Raw genomic sequence first — 14,982 nt, forward strand, 5'->3', positions numbered from 1 at the left:
TTTGGGGTATGGGGCTTTTCAATAAGGCGAAACGCATCAAATATTTGGGGTTCAACGATGTCTGGTTCATGTTGGTGGGCATTGTTTTGCTCAGTTTTGTGGCCGATTTCATTATTTCCCGGGGTTCGTTCAGTCGTCTACCCTTTGTTGAGGCCACTATCAATTGGAGCGTTTCCTTACTGTTTTCCACGGTCAATTGGTTGGTAATGCGCACCATTTTAATAGCACTGCGCAAAAAGTATCCCAGTTTAAGGAGCAACAAAAAGCGCATTCCATTATTTTTTCTGTCCATTGTCATTACGGTGTTGTGTGTGGATTATATTGGGAATATCCTACTGGGGTATATTTTTGATCAAAGTTATAATCACCCACTTCGATCCAAGATCGTACTTCCCGTAATTTTGATCAGTACCATGACCATGGCCATTTACGAAGCGCTATACTACTACATTCGCTTAAAGGAGTCCATACGGGAAGAGGAGCAGGCCAAGCGCGCCATTGTACAGGCACAATTGGATACCCTTCGCAATCAGGCGCAGCCCCACTTTTTTTTCAACACGTTAAATACGCTACGCGATATTATTGACCAAAATACCAGGGAGGAAGCCAAGGAATTTGTGAATCGATTGTCCGAAGTGTATCGTTTCATTCTGGAATCGGGCAATGCAAACCTAATTGCGTTACGGGAAGAGTTAAAATTTGCCAAGGCCTATGTCCACATACAGAAAGAACGATTTGGCGATAATCTCACGGTAGATTGGAAGGTATCCAAAAATGACAACGACTGGTTGATCATCCCCATGAGCCTTCAACTCCTATTGGAAAATGCGGTCAAACACAACGTCATCTCCAAAGCAAAACCCTTGCATGTGGACGTAGCCGTTGAAAATGGACAGTTGGTGGTCCGTAACAGGCTACAACCTAAAACCACCCAATTGCCCACCACAAAACTGGGCCTAAAAAATATAGAACGGCGGTATGCGCTGATTTCGGATAAACAAGTGGTCATCACTACGGATAATGGGCATTTTAGGGTGAAATTACCCTTACTGACCATAGCCGACCAAAAACATTCGTATGCAGATACTCATCATTGAAGACGAAGCCCGGGCAGCCAATCAATTGCAACGCCTGTTGCAAACTTTGGAATTTGAATATAGGTTATTGGGTATCCTGGACACGGTTGAGGAAAGTGTGGATTGGTTTCAAAACAACCAGGACCCTGATTTGGTGTTCATGGACATTCAACTGGCAGATGGGCTAAGCTTTGAAATATTCCAAAACGTACGGTTGCAATGCCCGATCATATTTACCACCGCTTTTGACCAGTATGCCATACGCGCTTTTAAGGTGAACAGTGTTGACTATCTTTTAAAGCCCGTTCAACTGGAGGATTTGCAACACGCATTGGAAAAATTTAATCGTTCCAAACAACGGCTTACGCTAAACCCTGAAACCCTTCAACGTTTTTTGGACGACATGCAGACCACAGAGCGGCGAGAAGGTATTTTGGTAAAAGAAGGGAATGGTTTTGTACAATTGCGCATTTCGGATCTGTTGTATGTATACTCCGAAGACAGCATCACATTTGGGGTCACTGGGGACAAACGGGTCATCATAGATGAAACCCTGGACCAGCTTTATCCGTCATTGGACCCGAACCAATTCTATCGAATTAATCGCAGCCAGATTGTAGCAAAATTGGCCATTGTAAAAATTGGGAAATACTTTAATCACCGTTTGAAATTGACCCTAACAAAAGCCAGGGACATGGAATTTATTGTAAGCCGGCCAAAGACCAACGATTTTAAAAGCTGGATGAATCGATAAGATGCCCCAGTCACCATGCTGGGATAACAAGTGGGCCGTTGTGCTTAAAGATTCTTCGTTTAGCGTTTTCCAGTAAAACCACATTTTGTAAGAAAAAAAGGTATGCTTTTGATAGTGGTAACCCAATTGTGTAGGTAAATGGGCATGAAATGGTATAAAACCCATAGAAAGAATAAGGTTTTTGTGTAGTTGATTTTACCGGACAATTGTTATTTTCAAAGACCTCAATATCCGAACCGGCCTTAGTTTACATCCCCCACAAATTACATGTGCCAATGGGCGTCAATGAATAACCAGGGTACCTATACTTTGGGGATTCTACAGCATATATCGGATGGATTAATTTTTAACACTTTTGTCATGGAAAATAAAAAATGGTACCAATTGGGCGAGGCTGCCAATAGAAACAGACTGGCCACTATAATAATCTGGTTCACTTTTGTGGCTATCATTGTACTGGCACTCTTGTACTATCTCCTATCCAAAAAGGGTGCTGATACCATGGGGGACATCTTTGACACATTGATTCCTTTGTTCGCCACCTGGGTCGGGACCGTACTGGCGTTTTATTTCGGAAAGGAGAATTTTGATATTGCCACCAAACGCTACAATAAATTGATTGATAAACTAAGCCCGGATGTTTTGGATGACATCAATGTCACCCAGATCATGATTTCCAAACAGACCATGGTCTACAAAGATTTAATGGAAGTACAAGGGAAAAAAGTACAGGAAATCATAGACTTCCTTTCGGAGGTAAAAAAATCAAGGCTTCCCATCCTTGATAATGACAAAATTAAATATGTGATCCATAAAGCCACCTTTCTGGACGCACTGAATGAATTGGGAAATACGGTTCCTGCAGCCAACTATGATTTCAAAGCGTTTATCTCCAATGCAAAATACCAAAAATTGGCCAGCAGCTTTTTAACATTTGACGAAGCTGTAATACTGGAGAAAATTCGATTGGCGCTGACCAAAGACCCAAGTGTGAAGGATGTGTTTATTATTGATAAAAATAAAAGCGTGGTAGGTTGGTTGACCGATACCTTGATTCTGAGGTATCTTTCTGGGGGAAACGAAGCCTTGGATTCCTAAAGCGGTTGCAGTGATTGTTTTCAAATTTCATATTACCCGCCCAATATTGGTGGCCAAATTACCTGGGATGGAGCAATAATTATATAGTCTGGAAGTGGATAAGAAAAAAAAGATAATACAGGTTTTAAATGTTTTTGAGACTGGGGTGGCCGAAGGAAAATATCATTTGATTTCCGTTTACCAAGACGGACCGATTGATAAAAACACGGGACGTAACATTTATCAAATCACCTATGGTAGAAGCCAAACCACCGAATTTGGGAACTTAAAGCGCCTTATTGAGGTATACATGGAAATGGATGGGAAGTTTTCAAATTCTTTCCAAAACTACGTGAATAGAATTGGCCGGAGGCCATCTTTAAGAAAGAACAAGGAATTTATCAAGCTACTTAAACGGGCCGCTTTGGAGGACGTGGTAATGAAAAATGCCCAAGATGTCTTTTTTGATCGCTATTATTACAAACCCGCCCATGCATGGTTTACGGGACATGGTTTCACACTTCCGTTGAGCTTACTGGTCATTTATGACAGCTTTATACATTCTGGACGGATCTTGGGAAAATTGAGGCAAAGATTTGCGGAAGTACCCCCGGTAGAAGGAGGGGATGAAAAAAAATGGATCACCAACTATGTCAATGCAAGACACGATTGGTTATTGTCATTTCAATATCATTCCAATCCAAAGCGAAGGGTATTGGCAAAAACCGTCTATAGGACGCAGTGTTTTAAAGATTTAATAGCGGCAAATAACTGGGAACTGGAAGGTACTATAAACGCCAATGGCGTGCTTATTCCATGAACCATACTCAAATAGGTATTGCAATAATTTAATTTTTACGAACTATATGGCAACAAAATGGCAATCACTGGAAGAAGTAAATGTCCAATTGCTGGATACTGCGCTCAAGACCAGGGTGAACGAACTAAAGAGTGAAAGTGTCAATCTTTCCGATCCCGACATTAAGCTTTCGGAGTTTAGGGTGTATCAAAAACAGGTTAACCGAAATGTTTCCTCCTCAATCAGCGTAGCGCCTTATTTTAAGGGGGATGGGGAGTACGATGATTTGGAATTCCGTTATTTTGCCGGTGCTTTTTCCGATCGGCATCGGTTTACAAAGGGAACTGATACTTCGATCATTGCCGAACGTTTTGGCCTGGGCATCCAAATAGACCTTAAGGTAACCCAGATAAAAAGTGCCATCAATTTGGGGTTTGGTATGATTGCCGCAGCTGTGGAAATGGGCCTGGCGGAAGCCAATTATTCCTATAAAATATATGCATTGCCCTCGGGAGAATTCCATGATACCTTGCCTAAGGTTGGAAGATTCAACCAACAATCCATTAAACAGTTTCAAAAGCTTGTGAACAAGCTTAAGGAATTGTATTCCAAAAGCTTAACCAATTTGGAACTGTCCGCTATTGGGGTTTTAACATCGGATTCCATTAAAGAGGACGGAACGGAAAATGCCCCATCGTATTACTTTGCTGCCAGACGGATCATTGAAGCAATGTCCTTAAGGGATGCCATAAAGTTGTCCAGAAGGCGATCGGAACCCTATAATGAAGACGCTATCCAATATCTCTACGGCAGATGTGGCATTACCGGTTTAGAGGAAAAACCCATAAGCAGTAATATTTCCAAAGCAAAGAAAATAATCCTTGAATAAACTATCTGGAAAATGGCATTAATCAATATTCCTGTAAATCCTTCATTAAATGAGAAAGGGGAATTTGCAACACTGGACAACTTTCTTTCCACACCCTTAAAACCGGTCCCGTTTAAAAACGCTGATAAGGCAAGAAATGAATTTGGACAAGAATACAAATTTAACCTGTCCACTTCCTCCAAGTTGGAGATTGCCGCAATTGGAGGCATCGAAAACAACCATAACACTACGGTATTTATTCATGATTCCATAATATACAGGCTTGCAAGGAGCAAGGATACCGACCCTAAAAACATTATCAAGGGAACATGGTGGGGGTACGGTCTTCGTATAAAAATAATGGTCAAGAATACGCAATTTGGTGTCGATATCAACTGGGGCGCAGTTTCCGCTGCCGCCCAATTGGGATATGCCGATGCAGAATTTGAAATTGCAGGTATTGGAATTACAAATTCCGATATCTTTAAATTATTGCCATCCCCCACAGATTTAAATCTGGACAGTTATGGTGAGGTTTTGGAAATAGGAAATTCAATTCGAAATTATCTTGGTAGTGCAGACCCTACGGGAGTTGAATATAAACCTTTGAGAATTGAGGTTGATGAATCTTCCATTCTCGCCATTGATCCCATTGAAAATGACCGGCACTTGATTTTTACCTATCAAAAGGTGAATCAGAGAAAACGCATACGTGACATACGGAAGGAAGCCATTGAAAAAGGACTTAACCCTGATTTGGTCAAGACGTACTACAACGAGGTTTTTCAAATTTCGGATGAGGACAAAAAACCCTCAACTTCAGATAGGAGGGAAGCAAAGGCATGGCTTGATCGCTAAAGGGATGGATGGTCAATGGTCACATTCGCATGGCTATTTGATGATATCTAAGAATGTTTCAGAAAAAAGACCCCTATGAAGCTATGGAATCGTCCCTAATGGATTATTGAAATTCCACATTCCATACTATTTTTGTTTTGATTTAATGTAAGTTCTATCTAAGAAAATTACGTCATTTTGAGTGTTTTTGCGATAGCAAAAGTGTATCGAAAAAAGAGTAATTTTCTTATGTCGAACCCACTTTAAATATGCCAGCCGCATACAATGTCCACAAGGGCGATACCCTAAATTTTGGGCTTCCGTTTCATCCTTAAAGAATACCCTGTTCTGTTTTTTCATTCGTTTCCCGGAACCACAGTTCAGTCGGCCATAAATCTTGAGTTTTTTGTTTCCGCCGAAGGTCACGCTGCCATCCTTTATTTTTTGGCGAAGCGCTTCTGGGGATAGATGGGTATGGGACCACATCAGCTTTTGGCGTCATGGAATATGATCCCCAGGGCATATCTTTCCCCACTTTTTAGTTCACTCACGCCATGCCGCATCTTGGCCCGATAATAGCCCCTAGTTCCGAGGACAGGTCTAAAATTGGTGGCGAAGACCACCATATCGCCCTTTTGTGGATTGAGCACCGTGGCTTTTGACTGTGCCCTGGGCACCTGTTGGGTAAGTACGAATTCACCCCCAGTGAAATCGATGTCGGGCGCGGTCAGATTGAAAACGGCCTGAATGGGAAAATAATGATTGCCATAAAGGTCCTGGTGCAAAGTGTTGAATCCCCCTATGCCATATTTTAGCAATAGGGGCGTGGCCTCTTTTTGCCCATTTTCATGGCATCGTTGCCGCAGCCTTTCATGTGCTTCCGGGTATCTGACGTCAATTTTCAGGGCTTGCATCCATGCATTGGCGATTTTGGTCAGTGGCGTGTACAGTGCTTCCCGCAGTTGTTGGATTATAGTGGGGAGCGGATAGGTAAAATATTTGTACTCCCCCTTTCCAAAACGGTGGCGTTCCATGACCACCTTTTTTCGAAACAGATCATCCTGATCATAGCGTTCGGTTATGTCGCTGCATTGCGCTTCTGTCAGCACATTGGGCACCAGGGCATAACCCTTGGTGTGCAATGCTTCCACAATGGCATTCCAGTCAAGGGCCAGGATGCTGTTTTCAACAGTCTCAGCTTTCATGTTACTTGTATTTTATGGGTAAAGGGGTCCTATTCGGGCCTTTTAGGCAAATCCCTGAATTACGCCCTTCAGTTTTAAGATTTAGCTAACTAATGGATGACCTTGATTTACCGGACGGCCTCCCAACCGATCATCGCCGTTTTTCGGGTACTGCCCCAGGCATAGCCCCCAATGGTTCCGGATGCCTTGATCACACGGTGACAGGGAATCAAGTAAGCCACCGGATTGTTGCCTATGGCGGTGCCTACTGCCCTTGAAGCCTTGGGCGCATTAATGCGTTTGGCAATGGCCCCATAGGTGGTCAACTGTCCATGCGGTATTTTCAACAGGGCCTCCCAAACCTTTAATTGAAAAGGGGTGGCATTTAAGTGAAGCTTGATCTGGTTGAGTTTACTCCAGTCGTTCTGAAATATGAACAGTGCATCCTGTTGTAAAGTATCGACCACCTGCCGATAGGTGGCATTGGCAAAACGTGTTTTGAGTTCCCGCATGGCTTTTTCCTCATCGTTGCTAAATGCCATATGGCATATCCCTTTTGGTGTGGAGGCGACAATAAGATTGCCGAACGGACTTTCGGCAAAGCTAAAATTGATGGAAAGGTTTTCCCCTGCATTTTTATACTCCCCAGGGGTCATGCCCTCAATATTGATAAAAAGGTCATGCAACCTGCCCGTTCCCGAAAGTCCCGTTTCATGTGCCACATCAAACAAAGTGGCCTGCTGTTCCTTTAACAATTGCTTGGCATACGCCACGCTAATATGCTGCATGAACTTTTTTGGACTCACGCCCGCCCATTCACTGAACAAGCGTTGAAAATGGTACGGACTCAGATGTACACTTTCGGCAATGGCGTTCAAAGAAGGCTGCTCCTTAAAGTTTTTCCGGATATAGCGGATGGCCGCGGCCACTCGATCGTAATTTAATTGCTGTTGCGTATTCATGTGTTTTAAATTTACAACCAAAAGTAGGAGATGGGCAAGCCGCTAAAAACCCGATTCTTGCGCACTTGTGTCAACCTTTTGAAAAAGCACTTTCTTGGGCAATTCAAAAAGTATGGATAAGTTCAGTTTTCTTCCCTTAGGAAATCGCTGATCAACCTTATAGCGGATACAACGTTCTGCACCTCCCTACGTTCAAAAGTATCTTCCTCCAAATAGAAAAGCATCTCGATTCCCCGATCCAGATATTTCGCCAATTTTTCTGGCGAACCATGACTTTCCTTAATTCGTTCCAATAAACAAGCGCTTTGTCTGTTACCGAAGGCTTTTAAATACTTTTCATCCCTTATTTTCGTCATGAAACTAAAGTCGCAAGTATTGTCCAGACTTATAGTCCTATATATCGGTCTAAATAAGGTTTTAAAAAAAGAGACAAATTCAGAACTCAAAAGAATAGCTCCACCTATGACCTTTCCTATGAATCAAACGTCTCCCGAAGCCAAATAAACGCCATAGAAAGAGGAGACATCAATACGACCGTATGTACGCTAAAGGCCATAGCCGATGCATTGGGATTAAAAATGAAAGATTTGGTCGATTTCTGAAGTAACGCGAGTTTCGATATAGTTTTTTATCAATCAAAATCCGTCAAATTGAGTGGTTTTTCGTAATGAAATGAAGAAAAATTGTATCGAAATTAGGATTTTGCAAGAAAATTACTTGCCTGCCCTGCAGCCGGCAGGCAGGTTTTTCGATACATTTTTGCTAGCGCAAAAACACTCAAAATGACGTAATTTTCTTATACCGAGTCAAAACAGTTTTTACCGATAAGGGCTATTATTTACTCGTATAATTACCGGGCAAGTAGTTGCAATTCGTTAACTTCAAATTAGAAAAGATTAACATACTGTTGTGTGTAATGTATTGAAATACACTTTTTGAGATAAAATTTTCGTTTTGAAATTATATTTGTGCTAACTTTGAGTATATGGCAAGCAAAAGAACTCATACGGACAAAAGAAAGATTACTTTTTGGAAGTCAGACCCACCTCTGACCAGTAAAAGGGTGAGTATTATTTTAAGTAATCGAAAAGATTCAGAAAAACTTGCCAAAGCAGTACGTGCATTAAGGCATGACGGTAAGGCTTCTTTTAAATTATCAGTTGAAACAGAAAGGAAAATAGAAGAGGCCGAAAAACTACAAAGCGCATAAATGAATATTGCGTTATCCACGCTAGTTTTATTCTTTTTCTTAATTCCTGGAATTGTATTTAGAAGGTTTTATTACTCAGAAGAATTTTCTCGGGAATATTTCAGGGAGACATTCTTTGCAGTTTTCATCGCTACAATTCTGCCCAGTTTATTTTTTCAAATCTTATGGTTTTACCTTGTCAAACTGTTTGGTGAAAATGTTGACTTATTTGTTTTTGGAGACATTGTTTCCGCCAAGCCCAGCAGAGCATCCTTCATCAACATTGAACAAAATGCAGTTAAAATTCTGATTTACAACGCAACGATGTTTATTACAGCCGGATTTACTGGATTTCTAACCAAACAAATCGTAAGGAATCAAAAATGGGATAGGACTCGCAAGTTTTTTAGATTTCAAAATTCATGGCACTATATTCTAAAAGGGGAGTTCTTTGATTTTCCAAGGGCAGATATAACATTAGAAAGGGATACTGTCGAGGATATTGAATTTGTCTTTGTAGACGCAGTTATTGAAATCAATAATGCATCCTACATTTACGATGGAATTTTAGTTGACTACGAATTAAGTCAAGACGGAGGCTTGGATACGATAAGCTTAACTAACGCGCAAAGAAGAAATCTAAAAGATGACGCTGAAGTATCTGACGAGGGAAAAACAAAAGAAAACCTTTCAAATTATTATCCAATTGATGGACATATTCTTGTTCTGAAATACAGCGAAATAAAAAATTTAAATTTTACGTATTATACTTTGGAATTTGTTCTGGAAAATGAAGAATTTATCCCAAGGATAGTTGAGTAAAAAACACCACGCGCAATAAGGGCTATTATTTACTCGTATAATTGCCGGGCAAGTAGTTGCAATTCGTTAACTTCAAATTAGAAACGATTCACGGCTGGATTCCTGCCTGCCGTCAACCCAAAAGATAGCAACATGAAAAACTATATCGATGGCTTTGTGCTTCCAGTTCCCAGCATCCATTTGGACGAATACAAAAAGGTGGCTAAAAAAGTAGCTGAGATTTGGAAAGAATACGGGGCGTTGGCGTACTTTGAATTTGTTGGTGACGATTTATTTTTGGAAGGCACCAAGTCCTTTATCGAAAGCGTAGCGGCAAAAGATGATGAGGAAATTGTATTTGGTTGGGTGGTGTTTCCTTCCAAAGCGGTACGCGACCTGGCCAACAAAAAGGTTCCCCTGGACCCAAGAATGACAACCTTGGTTGCCCCATTGACCGACCCTAAAAAGCTAATATTTGATGGCAGTAGAATGGTATATGGAGGGTTTCGATCCCTTGTGGCATCCGAATGAACGGTCCGATCCTATGCGTACATTATTCCTCAGTATCCTTTTTTTATTCGTTACCCTTATTGACGTATCTGCTCAAATAGCTGTTGAAGGGAAGGTCTATTTTGACCAAAAACCAATGCCCAATGTCACGGTATTTCTCAATAACACTACGGTGGGAACCATTACAAACAGCGATGGGGAGTTCAAGCTTCATATGCCCGATGGAGTTTATGAATTGGTCATTTCCCACATAGGCTTTAAAACCGTAAAATATGATTTGGACACCTCAACGTATACCGATTCCCTTTTTTTCCCACTTTCCGAGGAAAAGCTGGCTTTGGATGAAGTGGTTGTAGTGGGGCGGCAGAATGATGAGGAATGGAACCATAACTTTGCTGTTTTTGTTAAGGAATTTCTGGGGACCAGTGAATTTTCAACTTCCTGTACCATTCTTAACCCTAATGTGTTGTTTTTTGAATTTGATCCGGAAAAAAATAGCCTTACTGCACAGGCCACGAAGACCCTGCGAATCAAAAATGAAGCCCTGGGCTATGAAATACGCTATGATCTGGAACATTTTTCAATAGAAAATAAGCTTACAACATATGCTGGGTATGCCTATTTCAAGGAATTATCAGGGCGAAAAAACAAACATAGGAAATGGGAAAAAAATAGATTGCGGGCGTATAAAGGTTCCCAACTACATTTTTACAGAAGTGTGCGCAACCATACGGCCCAGGAAGAAGGGTTTGTCATCCATCAGTTTGCAAGAAAGAAGAATCCGAAAAGACCAACTGAGGAGGAATTGACAAAAGCACGAAAAATAGTGGCGTCATCCAATGTCAGGGTAAACATTTCAAAAAAAATAGGTCCCCCCAAAAACGCACTGGATTCTGCCGTACTTACGTTAAACAAAGCAAGGCTCCCAAAATATGTGGATTACTTGTACAAGTCGGATTTGGCTTCATCGGATATAGTTCAGGAAATGGATGCCAAAACCTATCTAAAGTTTGATGATAATTTGAGGATCACCTACCTCCATGAAAAGGAAGAAGAGGGCTATATTTTAAGAAACCCCTTTAGCAAGCCCCGAAAGGCACTGCCGCAAACTTCGAACATCATTCCACTGGCCGATAAAATTTTGATCTACAATGAAGGTATTTTGGCAGAACCCTTGAATGTACTTTATGAAGAATACTGGTCCTATGAAAAATTCGCACATGCCTTACCTTTGGACTATGAACCGGAACTTCAGGAATAGCAAGGGTTACCATATTATAGATATTCTGTATTACCTGGTGCTGTGTTGTATGTAATTTAACTAAACCAAAATGCAAGAATCGAAAAGAATGATTTTTTTAAAATCGTATCTTAAGTTATACGGAGTCGAAAGAATTGAATTGATTAACGAGACAGTTGATTCCATAAGCGGAATTGCAATTTATGATGAAAGTGACCCTGAGGAACGACAAGAATTTATTTGGCACAAAACTGAACATGGTGTTCCTTCACCCGAATTGAATATGCTGATTGAAAAAATTGTGAAGGAAAAATGGCATAGGGGAGATAAAATTGTAAAAGATATTGAGGAAATTGAGTTTAAACAATTTGATAGGGAAACCAAAAGGAGATTGGAATTTGAACTATTTAATGTTGAAATTAGAATGGTGGACGACGGGGAGGAAACGGCATCTTATTGGGTACATTACTGATTAGAAAAATGAATGTAAAAAACAGCTACATAGGCTTTTCCGTGCCATAGATCAGGACGAACGTTACGAAAATGAACCCCATAGTGACCAAATATTTTAGGCATAGAAAGGAGTGGAGAAAGTGGCTCGAAGAAAATTTTGAGACCAGGGATGATATTTGGTTGGAATATCCCTTAAAAAAGACCGGGAAGCAACGCATAGTGTACAATGACGCCGTTGAAGAAGCACTCTGTTTTGGATGGATCGATAGTACCGTTAAATCACTGAACAAAGAGACCACCATTCAGCGATTTTGTAGGAGAAGGAAGCAATCGTCTTTTTCACAACCCAACATAGAACGCTTGAAATGGCTCTTTGAAAACAACTTGATCCACAGTTCAATTACAAAGGAAGTAGCGGAAATAATTGAACAAGAATTCGTTTTTCCGGAAGATATCATAGCGCAGTTAAAACAGGATCAAACGGTGTGGGAGCATTATCAAAATTTCTCAGCGCCCTATAAACGAATTAGAATTGCCTATATTGATAGTGCAAGGAAAAGAGGCGATGAATTTACCAAACGCTTGAACAACTTTATGGAAAGGACAAAAGAGAACAAGAAGATCAAAGGGTTTGGTGGAATCGATAAATACTATTAAGATAAATAACAAGCACTACTAAGCTCAGGGTTGATATTGGTGCGAAAATGAACTATATTGCACCAAAATGTATTGCGTGGAAACGGTTCGAAAATCTATCACTTTTACAAATCAACAGGACAATTGGATAAAACTGAGGGTTCAAAATGGTGACTTCACCAATGACAGTGAGTATATCCGTGATTTGGTCAGACAGGACCAACAGCAACATATGAAGCTGGTTGAACTCAAAAATGCGATAGACGAAGGATTACAAAGTGGGAAAAGTTCATTGAAGATCAGTGATATCATTGAACAAGTGGATAATGGCAAATTATAATTTATCCACCAGGGCCCAATATGATGTAGTAGGCATTTATAAATATGGCATCAAATACTTTGGTCGATTGCAGGCAGCCAGTTACTTATTGGAACTGGAGAATTTTCTGATCGAACTTTCCCAAAGGCCGGAACTGGCCAAAGATGCTTCCTCCATTTCCAATGCCTTAGAATTTTACAATTTTAAGGCGCACGTTATTTTTTATGAGTTCGATGCTGAAAATGAAATATATGTGGTAAGGGTTTTGGGCAAACGGATGAATTTTGTGGAACACCTATAAAGTTCAAATACACAATCAATGAAAAATGCCTTTCTTATACTGTTACTTTTGTGCTTCCTAACCGGGTGCAACCATCAGAAACCAACCCATCAAGAGACCGTCACTGCCTATTACAACGCCTTTGATTCGGGGGATTATACGGCAATAAGGGCATTGATCCATGATACCCTTACCGTTACTGCCGGAGATTATGTCACCCCATATACCCATGAAAGTTTTTATACGTTTTTTAAGTGGGATTCCATATTCAAAACCTCCTATACCATAGTTGAATTAGAGGAAAAAAGTGATCATATCATGGCCACCGTGGCCTCCAAGTCCTTGCGTTATGCGTTTTTAAAAAACAACCCGCTGACCTGCCGGTTTACGATCACTTTTAATTCCGGTAAGATTTCGAGAATTGAATCCGGGGAATGCCCGGGTGCCGATTGGAGCATTTGGGAAAAGGAAAGGGATTCCTTGGTGGGTTGGATTAAAAAGAACCACCCCGACCTGGATGGTTTTATCTATGATATGACCATGGATGGGGCAATACACTATCTTAAGGCGATTGAATTGTATAAGATGGACAAAACTGTTTTTCAACAACCCCAAATACACTGATTTGATCGGCCTTCTACCTTGGACTTTGATCGCTACACCTATGGGAATGCGTTCAGCTAAATTTCTAATTGGTATTTTATTACTTTTTACAGGTTGTGAATGTGAGCAGGATAGTCTTGAGGATTTTGATGGTATTGGTGGTATTTCATTTGAGATTGATGGTTCTCGACCGGATTCCATCTTTAGAAAGCGATTGGTTCGCTTCCAGGACAATCCCGATTCCGGAAACTTACTCTTTCAGATAAGTTATGATGGTGCCGTAGATGGGGAAAGTGTTTTTATAGGACTGGACATCGCACCTGTAAATCAAGATGAATTCCAAGGGAAGACCTTTGAATTGACTGAATTTGATACGGAACGCTGGACTACCGCCGAAGGTAGCCTTAGAAGAAAAAGTACGCGTTTTACCACTACGGATATGCATCGGGGTGAGGTGACGATTTTATTTTTTGATTCTGTGGAAGGCATAGTGTCTGGAACATTCTGGTTTGATGCCGAGGATTTTGAAGGTAATATGGTCCAAGTTCGGGATGGTTTCTTTGATGTTACCTATAACACAGGAAATTCTTCATCCGAAATGCTAAATAAGTAATGCCATGACGTTTAAAAAACAATATCACCTATGAAGCTTGCTGTAATTTCCGATATCCACGATAACATTTGGAACCTTCAAAAAGCCTTGACCATGCCTCAGCTGCAGGCTACGGAAGCCATGCTCTGTTGTGGTGACCTTTGTTCCCCGTTTATCATACATCTATTGGGTAAGGCATATACCAAACCCATTCATATGGTTTTGGGCAATAACGATGGGGATGTTGCGGCAATCATAGGCAATTCCATGAAGTATTCCAATGTTCATATTCATGGGGAATATTTTAAAAGTACCTTGGGTGGCCGTACCCTAGCGATGAACCACTATCCGAACAAAGCCAGGGCAATTGCCAATAATGGTGGATTCGATATTGTGTGCTATGGACATAACCATACTATGGTAAACGATGAAATGGTGGATAATACCCTGTTGATCAATCCCGGGGCCATTATGGGGTACCATGGAGGGGATTTAAGGGATATCACTGCAACATGGTTGCTACTGGACACGGCGCAATTAAAAGCGGAAGTGTATCGCATCCAAACAGCTTACTAACTTTTGAAATCGGTTACCAAGGTTTAAATAAAGGATTTAATAAAGATGTATGGATAAAAAACAACAGAATGCCCCAAAGACGGGTTTGATTATAGGTGTGTGCGGTTTTATTGCTGGGATTTTTTTAATTTTTTCCAATCAGATCATCATTGGTATTGCGGGTTCATTCGCCAGTGCAGGAATAGCCATTAAGGGTTATATGGATTTAAAAAAGTTGAAATAAACG

General features: G+C 40.8%; 22 protein-coding genes and 1 pseudogene. 19 read left to right on the plus strand and 4 right to left on the minus strand.

Going from position 1 to position 14,982, the window contains the following annotated elements:
* Positions 1-8: 8 nt before the first annotated feature.
* The 6 genes from L0P88_RS21620 (at position 9) to L0P88_RS21645 (ending at position 5,432) form a co-directional block, all read left to right on the plus strand.
* Entirely contained in the window at positions 9-1,097 is a 1,089-nt protein-coding gene (locus L0P88_RS21620; RefSeq protein WP_247131956.1) for a sensor histidine kinase, read from the plus strand.
* Positions 1,078-1,830, plus strand: coding sequence for a LytR/AlgR family response regulator transcription factor (locus L0P88_RS21625; RefSeq protein WP_247131957.1), 753 nt, complete (start codon positions 1,078-1,080; stop codon positions 1,828-1,830). Before L0P88_RS21620 ends, L0P88_RS21625 begins: the two co-directional genes overlap by 20 nt.
* Positions 1,831-2,190: 360 nt before the next feature.
* Entirely contained in the window at positions 2,191-2,928 is a 738-nt protein-coding gene (locus L0P88_RS21630) for a hypothetical protein (protein ID WP_247131958.1), read from the plus strand.
* A gap of 94 nt (positions 2,929-3,022) precedes the next feature.
* Positions 3,023-3,727 (plus strand): chitosanase, encoded by a 705-nt coding sequence (locus L0P88_RS21635; RefSeq protein WP_247131959.1) that lies wholly within the window; start codon positions 3,023-3,025, stop codon positions 3,725-3,727.
* Between the two features lie 46 nt (positions 3,728-3,773).
* Positions 3,774-4,595 carry a hypothetical protein gene (locus L0P88_RS21640; protein WP_247131960.1) on the plus strand — a complete coding sequence of 274 codons (822 nt, stop codon included), beginning with the start codon at positions 3,774-3,776 and terminating at the stop codon, positions 4,593-4,595.
* 12 nt (positions 4,596-4,607) lie between these two features.
* Positions 4,608-5,432: a hypothetical protein gene (locus L0P88_RS21645; protein ID WP_247131961.1), complete on the plus strand. Its 825-nt coding sequence runs from the start codon at positions 4,608-4,610 to the stop codon at positions 5,430-5,432.
* 126 nt (positions 5,433-5,558) lie between these two features.
* On the opposite strand, the gene L0P88_RS21650 is transcribed toward L0P88_RS21645, so the two are convergent.
* The 4 genes from L0P88_RS21650 to L0P88_RS21665 form a co-directional block, all read right to left on the minus strand.
* Positions 5,559-5,897, minus strand: a complete 339-nt coding sequence (locus tag L0P88_RS21650; protein WP_313791581.1) for an Ada metal-binding domain-containing protein — start codon at positions 5,895-5,897, stop codon at positions 5,559-5,561.
* Entirely contained in the window at positions 5,897-6,616 is a 720-nt protein-coding gene (locus L0P88_RS21655; RefSeq protein ID WP_247131962.1) for a 2OG-Fe(II) oxygenase, read from the minus strand. Before L0P88_RS21655 ends, L0P88_RS21650 begins: the two co-directional genes overlap by 1 nt.
* Before the next feature lie 107 nt (positions 6,617-6,723).
* Positions 6,724-7,557: a methylated-DNA--[protein]-cysteine S-methyltransferase gene (locus tag L0P88_RS21660; protein ID WP_247131963.1), complete on the minus strand. Its 834-nt coding sequence runs from the start codon at positions 7,555-7,557 to the stop codon at positions 6,724-6,726.
* 122 nt (positions 7,558-7,679) lie between these two features.
* Complete coding sequence (locus tag L0P88_RS21665) at positions 7,680-7,913, minus strand: hypothetical protein (protein ID WP_247131964.1); 234 nt, start codon at positions 7,911-7,913, stop codon at positions 7,680-7,682.
* A gap of 87 nt (positions 7,914-8,000) precedes the next feature.
* Here L0P88_RS21665 and L0P88_RS24185 point away from each other — a divergent pair.
* From L0P88_RS24185 to L0P88_RS21725, 13 genes and pseudogenes are all read left to right on the plus strand, one after another.
* A pseudogene (locus tag L0P88_RS24185) lies at positions 8,001-8,159 on the plus strand (helix-turn-helix domain-containing protein); the annotation flags it as partial.
* 383 nt (positions 8,160-8,542) lie between these two features.
* Entirely contained in the window at positions 8,543-8,767 is a 225-nt protein-coding gene (locus L0P88_RS21670) for a hypothetical protein (RefSeq protein ID WP_247131965.1), read from the plus strand.
* Positions 8,768-9,568: a hypothetical protein gene (locus L0P88_RS21675; protein WP_247131966.1), complete on the plus strand. Its 801-nt coding sequence runs from the start codon at positions 8,768-8,770 to the stop codon at positions 9,566-9,568. It begins immediately after the preceding gene.
* Positions 9,569-9,700: 132 nt separating this feature from the next.
* Positions 9,701-10,078 (plus strand): DUF1428 domain-containing protein, encoded by a 378-nt coding sequence (locus L0P88_RS21680; protein WP_247131967.1) that lies wholly within the window; start codon positions 9,701-9,703, stop codon positions 10,076-10,078.
* Positions 10,079-10,091: 13 nt separating this feature from the next.
* Positions 10,092-11,318: a carboxypeptidase-like regulatory domain-containing protein gene (locus L0P88_RS21685; protein WP_247131968.1), complete on the plus strand. Its 1,227-nt coding sequence runs from the start codon at positions 10,092-10,094 to the stop codon at positions 11,316-11,318.
* Positions 11,319-11,457: 139 nt separating this feature from the next.
* Positions 11,458-11,769, plus strand: coding sequence for a hypothetical protein (locus L0P88_RS21690; RefSeq protein ID WP_247131969.1), 312 nt, complete (start codon positions 11,458-11,460; stop codon positions 11,767-11,769).
* 71 nt (positions 11,770-11,840) lie between these two features.
* On the plus strand, positions 11,841-12,407 hold the full coding sequence (locus L0P88_RS21695; protein WP_247131970.1) for a YdeI/OmpD-associated family protein: 567 nt from the start codon (positions 11,841-11,843) through the stop codon (positions 12,405-12,407).
* 76 nt (positions 12,408-12,483) lie between these two features.
* Positions 12,484-12,726, plus strand: coding sequence for a type II toxin-antitoxin system ParD family antitoxin (locus tag L0P88_RS21700; RefSeq protein ID WP_247131971.1), 243 nt, complete (start codon positions 12,484-12,486; stop codon positions 12,724-12,726).
* Entirely contained in the window at positions 12,713-13,006 is a 294-nt protein-coding gene (locus L0P88_RS21705; RefSeq protein WP_247131972.1) for a type II toxin-antitoxin system RelE/ParE family toxin, read from the plus strand. The genes L0P88_RS21700 and L0P88_RS21705 overlap by 14 nt, the downstream gene beginning before the upstream one ends.
* An 18-nt stretch (positions 13,007-13,024) precedes the next feature.
* Positions 13,025-13,609: a nuclear transport factor 2 family protein gene (locus L0P88_RS21710; protein WP_247131973.1), complete on the plus strand. Its 585-nt coding sequence runs from the start codon at positions 13,025-13,027 to the stop codon at positions 13,607-13,609.
* Positions 13,610-13,655: 46 nt separating this feature from the next.
* Complete coding sequence (locus tag L0P88_RS21715) at positions 13,656-14,201, plus strand: hypothetical protein (RefSeq protein ID WP_247131974.1); 546 nt, start codon at positions 13,656-13,658, stop codon at positions 14,199-14,201.
* A gap of 30 nt (positions 14,202-14,231) precedes the next feature.
* A complete protein-coding gene (locus tag L0P88_RS21720; protein ID WP_247131975.1) occupies positions 14,232-14,756 on the plus strand; it encodes a YfcE family phosphodiesterase in 525 nt (174 codons plus the stop codon).
* 49 nt (positions 14,757-14,805) lie between these two features.
* A complete protein-coding gene (locus L0P88_RS21725) occupies positions 14,806-14,979 on the plus strand; it encodes a hypothetical protein (RefSeq protein ID WP_247131976.1) in 174 nt (57 codons plus the stop codon).
* Positions 14,980-14,982: the final 3 nt, after the last annotated feature.

It is taken from the genome of Muricauda sp. SCSIO 64092, from assembly GCF_023016285.1.
Lineage (GTDB): Bacteria > Bacteroidota > Bacteroidia > Flavobacteriales > Flavobacteriaceae > Croceivirga.

Coding starts and splice junctions, on each gene's coding strand:
- L0P88_RS21725 (WP_247131976.1), top strand. CDS start 14,806: ATGGATAAAAAACAACAGAATGCCCCAAAGACGGGTTTGATTATAGGT.
- L0P88_RS21665 (WP_247131964.1), bottom strand. CDS start 7,913: ATGACGAAAATAAGGGATGAAAAGTATTTAAAAGCCTTCGGTAACAGA.
- L0P88_RS21680 (WP_247131967.1), top strand. CDS start 9,701: ATGAAAAACTATATCGATGGCTTTGTGCTTCCAGTTCCCAGCATCCAT.
- L0P88_RS21695 (WP_247131970.1), top strand. CDS start 11,841: ATGAACCCCATAGTGACCAAATATTTTAGGCATAGAAAGGAGTGGAGA.
- L0P88_RS21645 (WP_247131961.1), top strand. CDS start 4,608: ATGGCATTAATCAATATTCCTGTAAATCCTTCATTAAATGAGAAAGGG.
- L0P88_RS21715 (WP_247131974.1), top strand. CDS start 13,656: ATGCGTTCAGCTAAATTTCTAATTGGTATTTTATTACTTTTTACAGGT.
- L0P88_RS21640 (WP_247131960.1), top strand. CDS start 3,774: ATGGCAACAAAATGGCAATCACTGGAAGAAGTAAATGTCCAATTGCTG.
- L0P88_RS21720 (WP_247131975.1), top strand. CDS start 14,232: ATGAAGCTTGCTGTAATTTCCGATATCCACGATAACATTTGGAACCTT.
- L0P88_RS21685 (WP_247131968.1), top strand. CDS start 10,092: ATGCGTACATTATTCCTCAGTATCCTTTTTTTATTCGTTACCCTTATT.
- L0P88_RS21620 (WP_247131956.1), top strand. CDS start 9: ATGGGGCTTTTCAATAAGGCGAAACGCATCAAATATTTGGGGTTCAAC.
- L0P88_RS21660 (WP_247131963.1), bottom strand. CDS start 7,557: ATGAATACGCAACAGCAATTAAATTACGATCGAGTGGCCGCGGCCATC.
- L0P88_RS21675 (WP_247131966.1), top strand. CDS start 8,768: ATGAATATTGCGTTATCCACGCTAGTTTTATTCTTTTTCTTAATTCCT.
- L0P88_RS21655 (WP_247131962.1), bottom strand. CDS start 6,616: ATGAAAGCTGAGACTGTTGAAAACAGCATCCTGGCCCTTGACTGGAAT.
- L0P88_RS21710 (WP_247131973.1), top strand. CDS start 13,025: ATGAAAAATGCCTTTCTTATACTGTTACTTTTGTGCTTCCTAACCGGG.
- L0P88_RS21705 (WP_247131972.1), top strand. CDS start 12,713: ATGGCAAATTATAATTTATCCACCAGGGCCCAATATGATGTAGTAGGC.
- L0P88_RS21630 (WP_247131958.1), top strand. CDS start 2,191: ATGGAAAATAAAAAATGGTACCAATTGGGCGAGGCTGCCAATAGAAAC.
- L0P88_RS21670 (WP_247131965.1), top strand. CDS start 8,543: ATGGCAAGCAAAAGAACTCATACGGACAAAAGAAAGATTACTTTTTGG.
- L0P88_RS21625 (WP_247131957.1), top strand. CDS start 1,078: ATGCAGATACTCATCATTGAAGACGAAGCCCGGGCAGCCAATCAATTG.
- L0P88_RS21650 (WP_313791581.1), bottom strand. CDS start 5,897: ATGTGGTCCCATACCCATCTATCCCCAGAAGCGCTTCGCCAAAAAATA.